Consider the following 10,201-nt stretch of genomic DNA (forward strand, 5'->3'; position numbering starts at 1 on the left):
ACAAGATGAGAAGAAGGCTAGTATTTCGAAAGATAATTTTTAGTTTTGCGCAAAGCCGAACAAATCTTGGCAACGGTCAGTTCCGCCACGCAAGCAAGCGCGGCCTGCAACGCCGCAAAGCCGTAGAGTTTGCGTGCCGGGGCAGAGTTTTGTGCCAAGGTTTCGGGAGAAACAAAAAAAGTGTAAATCAAACACCCTAACGCATAGATGCCTACGGCCAGAGTAGCATAGAATAAAATCAGGCAAATTACTTCTACTGTTTTAAGCCCAACCCAACGGTGGGGAAAAAATTTCTTAAGCACGCTTGGCCTCCTGTAAGAGTTCTTGCGCGTGGGTAAACGCGGCTGATTTTCTATCCGTATTGCCCCCTAACATACGGGCGATTTCCTGAGTCAAATCTTCGCCGAAAAGCGGCTTAATGCTTACTTCGGTAGAATTTTTGTCTGCTTGTTTTTCTACACGAAAGTTTTGATGGGCTTGCGCGGCTACTTGGGCCAAGTGCGTTACACAGAGCACCTGTCTTCCTTGGGCCGCCAAATGCAATTTTTGCCCGACCAAATGCCCTGTTTCTCCGCCGATGCCGGCATCTACTTCGTCAAATACCATAACGGGCACGGTGGGGGCCAGCACGGTTTTCAGGCCCAGCATGACGCGGGAAATTTCCCCGCCGGAAGCAATATTTTTAAGCGGGCGCAACGATTGACCCGGATTGGGAGAAAATAAAAATTCCACTTTATCCGCTCCGGTAGAGGTCAGGTTTTCCTCGTCCATTTCCACCGCCACCGCAAAGCGTACGGAATTAAACCCGAGCGGACGGATTTGCTCCGTAATAAGAGCGGAAAGTTTTTCTGCGGCAGTCATGCGTTTTTCGTGCAGTTGCCGTGCTAATTTAAGCAGGTGTTTTTGCGCTTTTTCCAGTTGCATTTGCAATTCTTTTTCCTGCTCGTCGGCATTTTGCAGACAGTTGATTTTATTTTGTAAATCTTCGGCACAGGCTAAAACATCGCTGATTTCCGGGCCGTATTTGGCCTTTAAGCGTTTGATTTTTTCGTGACGGGAAAGCATTTTATCCAATGCGTCCGGCTCCAGTTGGATATCGTCTTTATAGGCGCATAAAGAGGAAGAGGCTTCTTCCAGGGTTAACAAGGCTCCGTTCAATTCCTGCGAAAGGGAAGATAAATTTTCATCTAAGCCGGCCATGTTTTCCAGCAATTTGGAAGCCCGCGCCACACGGGTGGTGGCGGCATTTTCTTGTGCGTACAATTCCCCGTAGGCTTCCGCCGCCATTTCCAAAAGTCTGCCGGCGTGCTTCATTTTGGGAAGGGCTTGTTCCAGTTGCAAATCTTCGTCGGCCGTCGGGTTTACTTTTTCAATTTCCTGTAACTGATAAGTGTACATATCCAACAGCCGTTCTTTTTCCTGCTCGCTCATTTGTGCGGCTTGCAACTGTTCTTGCAAAGATTGCATTTGTTGGTAGGCTTGGGCGGTTTCTTCACGTAGTTTATCGTGCTTGGCAAATTTGTCCAGCAAAGAAAGATGTACGGAAGTATGGAGTAAACTTTGGTGTTCGTGTTGCCCGTGAAAATCTACCAAATGGCGGCCGATTTGCGCCAAGGTGGTTACGGTTACGCTTCGTCCGTCCACAAACGCTTTGCCTTTTCCCTTGCGGTCCAGTTCGCGGCGCAGGGTGAAGGTGTCTCCGGAAATTTGTTGTTCGCGGCGTAAGGATTCAGGTAGTAAATCGGCGGAAAAATCGGCCGATACGCGCAAGCGTTCGGTTCCGTCTTTAATCAGGGAAACATCTCCGCGAGCACCCAACACAAACCCCAAGGCTTCAATAACAATGGATTTCCCGGCTCCCGTTTCCCCGGAAAAAACATTGAGCCCTTGGGAAAAATCAAGCGACAGATGCGAGATGATGGCAAAATTTTCTACGGTGAGGTTTTTTAACATATCAGCGCGAACCCCATTTTAATTTGCGGTTTAGAATCGTGAAAAAATCTCTTTCTTGGGCACAAAACAGTTTGGCTTTGAGGGGGCTTCTTGTAAATTGTACCCGCGCATTACGCGGCAAAGTAAGGTTGATTTGTCCGTCAATGCTTAAAACGGCCAATTCTTCTTCGTTCTTAAATTCGGGGATAAGTTCCAGGGTTCCTTGCGCCGGCAGAATAAGGGAACGCTGATTGAGCGAGTGAGGACAAATGGGGGTAACCAGGTGTACATCTACCCCGGGTTCCACGATAGGCCCTCCGGCCGCTAACGAATAAGCGGTAGAACCGGTAGGGGTGGCTACAATAACTCCGTCACCGAAATAAGAAGGAATTTGTTTGCCGTTGAAAGAGGCGTTTAAGGTGAAAGCCCGCGGATGTGCGGCTCTTAATACGCAATCGTTAAAAGCCAAAAAATTTTGTTCTTCGGTGCCGGGGGCAAAAGTTTTTACCTGTAACATGAACCGTTCGGCAAATCGGCAGGAGCCGTCCAGGGCTTGTTCCAGGGCCGTTTCGAAATCCTCTTTTTCGCACGAGGCCAAAAAACCCAAAGTTCCGCAATTGATGCCGAATACGGGTAGCCCAAGCGGTGCCGTGGCGCGCGCAGAGCGTAACATGGTGCCGTCTCCCCCTAAACAGATTAAGAGACGAAAGGCTTGGGCCGAAAGCGTTTCCAAGGAAGTTAAAAAAACAGTTTCCAAGCCGCGTTTTTGCAAAAAAGAACCCACTTCCTGCGCCAACACACGGGCCAGGGGTTTCTGTTCATTAAAAAAGATAGCAAAACGGTTGGAATTCATAGTACTTTTATTGTAGCAAAAAAGACTGTGGGCGTGCCGCTGGGGAACTAATCTTTTTTCTCTGCTTTGTTTTCTTCCGTAAAGTGTTCAAAATGATATAATAAAGTATACAAGAAGGGGGAGTATTTATGTGGGACTATACCGATAAAGTAATGGATCATTTCAAAAATCCGCGCAATGTGGGAGCCATTCCCAACGCCGACGGCACGGGCCAAGTCGGCAGCCTGGTGTGCGGAGATGCCTTAAAATTGACGATTAAAGTAAACAAAGAAACGGAAGTAATCGAAGATGCTAAATTTGAAACCTTCGGTTGTGCCAGTGCCATTGCGTCTTCTTCTATTTTGACGGAGATGGTAAAAGGCAAAACCTTGGAAGAAGCCTCTAAAATTACCAACCAAGATATCGCTGATGCGCTGGGTACTTTGCCTGCCGAAAAAATGCACTGCTCCGTGATGGGCATGGAAGCCTTGGAAGCGGCTGTAAAAAGTTACCGTCAAGGTGGTGCGCCGGTGGTATTTGAACAGGAAGAAGAAAAAATCGTCTGTCATTGTTTCAATGTTTCCGAAGAAACCATTATCAAGGCGATTCGTTCCAACCATTTGAAAACGGTGGAAGATGTTACCCATTTTACCAAAGCAGGCGGTGCCTGTGGCAGATGCAAAGGGGAAATCCAAAAGATTTTAGATAAAGTAAATGTCGCGTGCGAACTCCCTTCCGCCCCGGCTAAAAAAACTTTCTCGCAAATGACGATTGTGGAAAAAATCAAAGCAGTGGAAACCGTGCTGGAAGAAGAAATTCGTCCGCGCCTTAACATGGACGGCGGTTCTGCGGAATTGGTCGATTTGGCGGGAAATACGGTGAAAATTCGCTTAATGGGTATGTGCAGCGGTTGTGTGAACGCGCAAGCAACCCTTAAAAACTTTATTGAAAAAACGCTGAAGGAAAAGTTGGACGAATCTATCAGCGTGGAACAGGCTTAATCTATGAAAGAAGTGTACTTGGATAATAACGCTACTACCCAGTGTGCCCCTGCCGTGGTGGAGGCGATGCTCCCTTTCTTTACCGAAAATTATGGTAATGCCTCCAGTATGCACACCTTCGGCGGTTCCAACCGCCGCCCGGTAGAAACGGCCCGTCAGCAAGTGGCCGCTTTGTTAAATGCCCGGTACGCCGACGAAATTATTTTTACTTCCTGCGCCACGGAAAGTGACAACACGGCCTTATTTTCTGCGGCGCGCTGTTTCCCGAATAAAAAACATATCATCACCTCTGCCGTGGAACACCCGGCTATTATGGAGCCCTGCCGTTATTTGGAATCTCAAGGGTGGCGGATAGATTTTATCGGGGTGGACGAGCATGGTCGTTTTGATATGGAAGAATTTAAACGCGTAATTGACGACCAAACGGCAATTGTGTCCGTCATGTGGGCCAATAGCGAAACCGGCACCATTTTCCCGATTGCCGAGATTGCCCAAATCGCCCACGAACACGGCGCATTATTTCATACTGACGCCGTACAAGCAGTGGGGAAAATTCCCGTAGATGTGCAGGCCGCGCAGATTGATATGCTTTCCCTTTCCGCACACAAGTTTCACGGGCCTAAGGGAGTGGGGGCGTTATATGTGCGCCGCGGAACCCGTTTTGTACCTTTTATGATGGGCGGCCATCAAGAAAAACACCGCCGCGCCGGTACGGAAAATGTGCCATACATTGTAGGCCTCGGTAAAGCGGCCGAACTGGCTAAAATTCGCTTAGCGGACGGCAGTATGACGCGTGTGGCAACTTTGCGCGACAAATTGGAACAAGGTATTTTAAGCCAAATTGCCGATGTAAAAGTGAACGGCGATACGGTCAACCGCGTGCCCAATACCACCAATGTCAGTTTCGGGTATATCGAAGGAGAATCTATTTTGATGTTCTTAAACGATTTTGGTATTTGTGCCTCTTCCGGTTCGGCGTGCACTTCCGGCTCGTTGGAGCCTTCGCACGTACTGCGTGCGATGGGCGTTCCGTTTCAATTTGCGCACGGGTCTATTCGTTTTTCGTTGTCGGATCAAACCACGGAGGCAGAAGTAGATTTGGTGCTTAAGGAACTTCCGCCCATTATCGAACGGTTGCGCAAAATATCGCCTTTTTCGCGCTTAAATGCCTGATTTTGTATCCGCGCCTTGAACGGGCGCGGTGTTTTTGTTAGCATAAATTGAACAAAGCCCAACAAGGAGAATTACAACCATGAAACGCCTGTTACTTTTAGCCGTTTTGTTGCTTCCTGTAGTGTTGTTTGCCAAAACCACTACCATTTATCACACCAGTGATACACACGGTTTCTTTTACCCCAAAAACGGTCAGGGCGGGTTTGCTGCTTTGGCGGCCGTTCTTAAAAGCGGGCCGAAAGATTATTTGCTGTTGGACTCGGGTGATTTTTCCAACGGCACTGTAGAGGCCAAAAATTCAAAAGGTCTTAAAGCCGTGGAATTTATGAACGAAATGGGGTATCATGCTTCTACCATTGGTAACCACGAATTTGATTTTTACGAAGAAGCGGTGCCTGCTATTTTAGCCAAAAGCGAATTTGCGGTATTGGCGGCTAACTTCTTCGAAAAAGACACCCAAAAACACCCCGCGGGTGTGTTGCCTTATAAAGTGTTCGAAGTGGACGGCACCAAAATTGCCGTCATCGGGCTCGGCAATCGCAACCCTACCAAAAAAACGGTTAAGTATATGTTTACCAAGCCTTTGGTGGCCTTGGAAAATGCTTTGACTAAGGTAGAAAAAGAAAACCCCGATGTGGTAACCGTTATCGTGCATGATTCTTTGCAAGACGATAAACACGGTATCGAATCTTATGTGGGGGATATCGGTCGTCAATTTTCCGGGCGCGTTCACATTGTATTTGGCGGTCATGCACATAAAATTTTTCAAAATACTTATGAAAAAGAAGTTCTCTTCGTAGAAAGCGGAAGCAATATCCAATATGTCAGCCAAGTAACCGTAACCACTGAAGACAAAACCGGTAAATTTGTGTCGGCTACGTCTCAGCTGATTCCGTTGGAAATCGCCAAAACGGGGCAAGACGAAAAAATCTTGGCTGTGGGCGAACGCCTGCGTGAACCTGGCGTAGATGAAGTGGTGGGACAATCACCAGCAGTTCTTACCAAAAAACCTGCCACGCAAGGGCATCGGGACGGCTCCTTAGATAACTGGATTGCTGATTTGGGCAAACAATATACAGGGGTAGAAGTATTTATCCATAACACAGGCGGCACGCGTGTGGATATGCCCCAAGGCCCCATTACCAAACGCGATTTAATTGATATTCACCCTTTTGATAATACCGTTACGGAAATGACTGTTTCCGGCCGCTTCTTAAAGAGTGTTGTTTTAAGCGGACTTGTTCCGTGGAGCCGTTTTGCTTTTTCGGGTTTAACGGTTACCTACCAAGTAAACAAAAAAGGAAAAGTAAAAAACTTAAAAATTTGGGTAAACGGCAAACGCTTGAAAAACCGCAAAATGTATAAGATTGCCACCAACTCTTACATTGCCGGAGGCGGAAGCGAAGGGTATTTGTTTAAGCAAATTCCGGACGAGGACAAAAAACAAGTCGGCACCAAAACGATTCGTGATATGATGGAAGACGGCTTGCGCGCCGGTATTAAAGAAGTTCCCGCTACCGGAAGAATTCTAGAAAAATAATATGTTTTGGCGCAGAATAGCGGTTTTATTTACACTTGGTTTGTGCCTTTGCGGTTGCGCAAAGGAAGAATTAAAACAAATTGATGTGTTGTTTACGGCGGACGCGGAAGGTTTTTATTGGTCGCGCCCGGAACCTCGTTTACAAAACCGTGTAGCCGGCGGATATGCCGTGCTTAAAAATTTTCTGCAAAAACAGGAAGGAAATTTTCTGCTTTTTGACGGAGGAAGTTGGTTCGGTACGGCTCCGGAAGGTGCTTTAACAAAAGGTACTTATGTGGCGGAACTGGCAGGATCTCTTCCTTTTTCGGTTGCTACCGTAACGGATAAAGACTTTATTTACGGGTGGCCTTCTTTGCGCGGTATTGTGCGGGAACTCCCTTATCCTTTTGTCGTTTCCAACTTAAAATTGGACAACCAAATTCCTTGGCCTCTTCACGATTATCAAATTCGCACGGTGGACGGTATAAAAATAGCCGTTTTCGGTTTGGTAAACCCCGGGGCCATCAATAAAAATAAATCTCGCTTGCCCGGTTTGCGCGCGGAAAATGCGTTAAAATCGGCCCAAGAAATGACTGCTCTGCTGAAAGAAAAAGGCGTGGACTATATCATTTTGCTCAGTTCTTTGGGGGAAGCGGACGCTTCGGGGATGGGAGATACGGCCCTTGCCGAAGAAGTGGAAGGAATTGATTTGATTTTAAGTTCCAATAAATCTCGTGAGAAGCCGGAAACGGAACAAATCAACCAAACCTTAATTGTATATCCCGGTTCTAAGTTGGACAGTGTGGCCCGTGTACGGTTGTTATTTGATAAAAACAATCGCTTTCACAGCAGTCAATTTGAAGATATCCCGTTACTGAAAGAAACTTATGGAGAAGATGAAACTCTCGCTTCGTTGGCAACCGAACGGTTGGCGGCTACGCGTCAAAAAATGAACGCCCGATTAAGCGAAGTGGAGCAAGAAATTCCCCATGGGTTGGCGCAAGAATCCGTGTTGGGGAATTTGTTGGCGGACTGCTTGCACCGTTGGGCCAAATTGGACGGAGTTGTACTAAATGCCGATTCTATCCGCAGTTCTTTCCCTGCCGGGATCTTGACGGAATATGACCTGTACAAAACTTATCCGTACGGGGATAATATTACTTTTTTAACGATGAAAGGTCGCGCCTTTGAGCAAGCACTGGAATCTTCATTATCGGCGGAAGATAACTTCCCACAAATTGCCGGCTTTACCGTTCAATACAACCCGAAAGCCCCTGCCGGTAAAAAAATCAAACGCATTACTTTAACGAACGGACGCATTGTCCGCCCCGGAGAAACTTACCGCTTTGCCGTAACCGACCATGTGTTGGCGGGCGGTTTCGGGCATGATGATTTTATTGATTCATTGGAATTTAAAAGCACTTTTGTAGAAGCACGGCAAATTATGCGTACCTGTTTAATTCGGCAGAAGAAAGCGCAAGTTCCCTCTTTGGGCCGCTGGAAGGAAACAAAATGACGATTCTTTCTCCTTTGCAAATAGGTCAGGTAAAATTGACCAATAATTTGATTTTGGCTCCCATGGCGGGCATTACCGATTCGCCTTTTCGGGTGCTTTGTTTGCAGGGAGGAGCGGGGCTTGTCTGCGCGGAAATGGTGTCGGCGCATGCGCTTCACTACGGAAACGAAAAGAGCGGCCGCATGTTGCAGGTTAACCCCAAAGAACACCCCGTTTCCATGCAAATTTTCGGTTCGGACGAACAAACCATTGCCGAGGCCGCCAAAAATGCCGAGGCCGCCGGGGCCGATATCGTAGACTTAAACGCAGGTTGCCCCGTTAAAAAAATCAATAAAGCCGGAGCCGGGTGCGTGTTGATGAAAGACGAAGCCAAACTGGCACGCCTGTTATCGGCCGCGGTAAAAAGTGTTAAAATTCCCGTTACGCTTAAAACGCGTATTGCCTTGAATCACAAAGAATTATTGGCAGTCCGTCTGGCCAAACTGGCCGAAGATTGCGGCGCGGCCGCGGTTACTTTGCATGCGCGCGCGGCGGCAGATGTTCACAGCGGGCAACCCAATGTGGCGGCGGTGGCTGAGGCGTGTGCCGCGGTTAAAATTCCCGTTATCGGAAACGGCGGCATAAAAGATGCTTCGTTGGTAAAAGAATTTTTACAGGCCGGGTGTTCCGGCGTGATGATTGGCCGCGGAGCCGTTGGAAACCCTTTTATTTTTCAAGATATTACAGATGAACTTGCCGGCAAAAAACCCGCCTCGCAAGACCCCAAAAAGCGCTTGGAAATTTATTTAAGTTTAGTAAAGGAAAATGCTTCCTTTTACGGGGAGCGCATCGGTGTAAACCGCAGCCGCAAAACCGCCGGATATTGGATAAAAGATTTTCCCAATGCTTCCGAAGTGCGCGGAAAATTTGTTCGTCTGGATTCTCTATCGGAGATAGAAACCCTGTTTGCCGAAACTTTGGCAACGCTTTAGTGGTTTATTTTGTCCAAAAATGCTATCCTGGTAGCGGAGTAATTTTTTATCTTCCATTTTTCCCTGCAAAAAAACTTTCTATTTTATATAATATATAGGAAACCACGAGTCATTAAGACAGCGGCCACCACTCCGCTGCGCGTTAATTACAAAAGGTAGAAATAAAACATGACAAAAACTTTTTTGCCTTCCGTAAAGGAAGTTGAAACCACCCGCAAATGGCACCACATTGATGCCACGGGTCAAACCTTGGGCAGATTGGCTACTCAAATTGCCGTTTTGCTTATGGGTAAACACAAAAGAACCTATACGCCCCATATGGACTGCGGCGACTTCGTCGTAGTAACCAATGCTGGCAAAGTGAAATTGACCGGTAACAAAATGGAACAGAAAGTGTATTTCTCCCACTCCGGTTATGCCAAAGGCGCCAAAGAAACCCCGGTTAAAAGAGTGTTGGAAAAAAACCCCACCAGAGTACTGGAATTGGCCGTTAAGAGAATGTTGGACGAAAACAAACTCCGCGCGCCCAGAATGAAAAGATTAAGATTATTCGCCGGCGAAGAACATTCCTTCACCGAACGCTTTGGTAAATAAGAGGGATAGAAATTTATGAACAATACAAAAGAACTCAAAACCGGTAGAAGAAAAACCTCCGTTGCGCAAGTGAAACTTGCCAAAGGTCAAGGTGCCATCACCGTTAACACCAAATCTTTAGATGAATATTTTGGTAACAATGCCCGCTGCAAAGCCGCTGTAAAGGCTCCGCTCGTGGTAACCAACTTGGAAAAAGAATACGATGTAACCGCTAAAGTAGTCGGCGGTGGTATTTCTTCCCAAGCCGGTGCCTTGCGCCACGCGATTGCCCGCTCTTTGGCTGCTATCAGCGAAGATTTGAAAAAAACCGTAAAGAAAGCCGGCTATCTTACCCGCGATCCTCGTATGGTGGAAAGAAAGAAACCCGGTCAACCCGGTGCCCGCAAACGCTTCCAATTCTCCAAACGTTAATCGTTGGTTTTTGGAACTTGCAGGAAAGATGTTTTGCAAAACCCCGCGTCTCACATACGCGGGGTTTCTGTGTTTATACAGGCTTTATTACAAGGGTTTGCTCGGGCGTATTTTAGCGAACAAAAAGGCCTCACCGTTCCCCTCGGTAAGACCTTTTTAATTGTGTCCGGGTTAGCGCAGTTCCCCTTTCTGCTCCGGATCGGATAAAATCGTTTTCAAAAAGCCCCGGGGATTTTCGGCCCTGCCGGGGCT

Annotated in this window: 10 protein-coding genes; 7 read left to right on the forward strand and 3 right to left on the reverse strand. The window is 47.3% G+C overall.

Annotated features, from left to right (window positions below):
- Positions 1-17: 17 nt before the first annotated feature.
- From E7027_03475 to E7027_03485, 3 genes are read right to left on the reverse strand one after another with little or no spacing between them, the layout of a single operon-like run.
- Positions 18-302, reverse strand: a complete 285-nt coding sequence (locus E7027_03475) for a hypothetical protein (protein MBE6421177.1) — start codon at positions 300-302, stop codon at positions 18-20.
- Positions 295-1,953 carry a DNA repair protein RecN gene (recN, locus tag E7027_03480; GenBank protein ID MBE6421178.1) on the reverse strand — a complete coding sequence of 553 codons (1,659 nt, stop codon included), beginning with the start codon at positions 1,951-1,953 and terminating at the stop codon, positions 295-297. Before recN ends, E7027_03475 begins: the two co-directional genes overlap by 8 nt.
- Position 1,954: 1 nt before the next feature.
- Complete coding sequence (locus E7027_03485; GenBank protein MBE6421179.1) at positions 1,955-2,785, reverse strand: NAD(+)/NADH kinase; 831 nt, start codon at positions 2,783-2,785, stop codon at positions 1,955-1,957.
- A gap of 128 nt (positions 2,786-2,913) precedes the next feature.
- Between E7027_03485 and nifU the strand changes: the two genes are divergently transcribed.
- The 7 genes from nifU to rpsI all read left to right on the forward strand — a co-directional run bounded on the left by nifU (position 2,914) and on the right by rpsI (position 9,949).
- The gene (gene nifU / locus E7027_03490; protein ID MBE6421180.1) at positions 2,914-3,765 is read left to right on the forward strand and encodes a Fe-S cluster assembly protein NifU; all 852 of its coding nucleotides are present in this window, start codon (positions 2,914-2,916) and stop codon (positions 3,763-3,765) included.
- Between the two features lie 3 nt (positions 3,766-3,768).
- Positions 3,769-4,938: a cysteine desulfurase NifS gene (gene nifS / locus E7027_03495; GenBank protein MBE6421181.1), complete on the forward strand. Its 1,170-nt coding sequence runs from the start codon at positions 3,769-3,771 to the stop codon at positions 4,936-4,938.
- 79 nt (positions 4,939-5,017) lie between these two features.
- Entirely contained in the window at positions 5,018-6,478 is a 1,461-nt protein-coding gene (locus E7027_03500) for a bifunctional metallophosphatase/5'-nucleotidase (protein ID MBE6421182.1), read from the forward strand.
- A gap of 1 nt (position 6,479) precedes the next feature.
- Positions 6,480-7,973 carry a bifunctional metallophosphatase/5'-nucleotidase gene (locus E7027_03505; GenBank protein MBE6421183.1) on the forward strand — a complete coding sequence of 498 codons (1,494 nt, stop codon included), beginning with the start codon at positions 6,480-6,482 and terminating at the stop codon, positions 7,971-7,973.
- Positions 7,970-8,944: a tRNA dihydrouridine synthase DusB gene (dusB, locus tag E7027_03510; GenBank protein MBE6421184.1), complete on the forward strand. Its 975-nt coding sequence runs from the start codon at positions 7,970-7,972 to the stop codon at positions 8,942-8,944. Before E7027_03505 ends, dusB begins: the two co-directional genes overlap by 4 nt.
- A 168-nt stretch (positions 8,945-9,112) precedes the next feature.
- Positions 9,113-9,538: a 50S ribosomal protein L13 gene (gene rplM, locus E7027_03515; protein MBE6421185.1), complete on the forward strand. Its 426-nt coding sequence runs from the start codon at positions 9,113-9,115 to the stop codon at positions 9,536-9,538.
- A gap of 15 nt (positions 9,539-9,553) precedes the next feature.
- Positions 9,554-9,949, forward strand: coding sequence for a 30S ribosomal protein S9 (gene rpsI / locus E7027_03520; protein MBE6421186.1), 396 nt, complete (start codon positions 9,554-9,556; stop codon positions 9,947-9,949).
- Positions 9,950-10,201 lie beyond the last annotated feature (252 nt).

The organism is Elusimicrobium sp. (assembly GCA_015062115.1).
Lineage (GTDB): Bacteria > Elusimicrobiota > Elusimicrobia > Elusimicrobiales > Elusimicrobiaceae > Avelusimicrobium.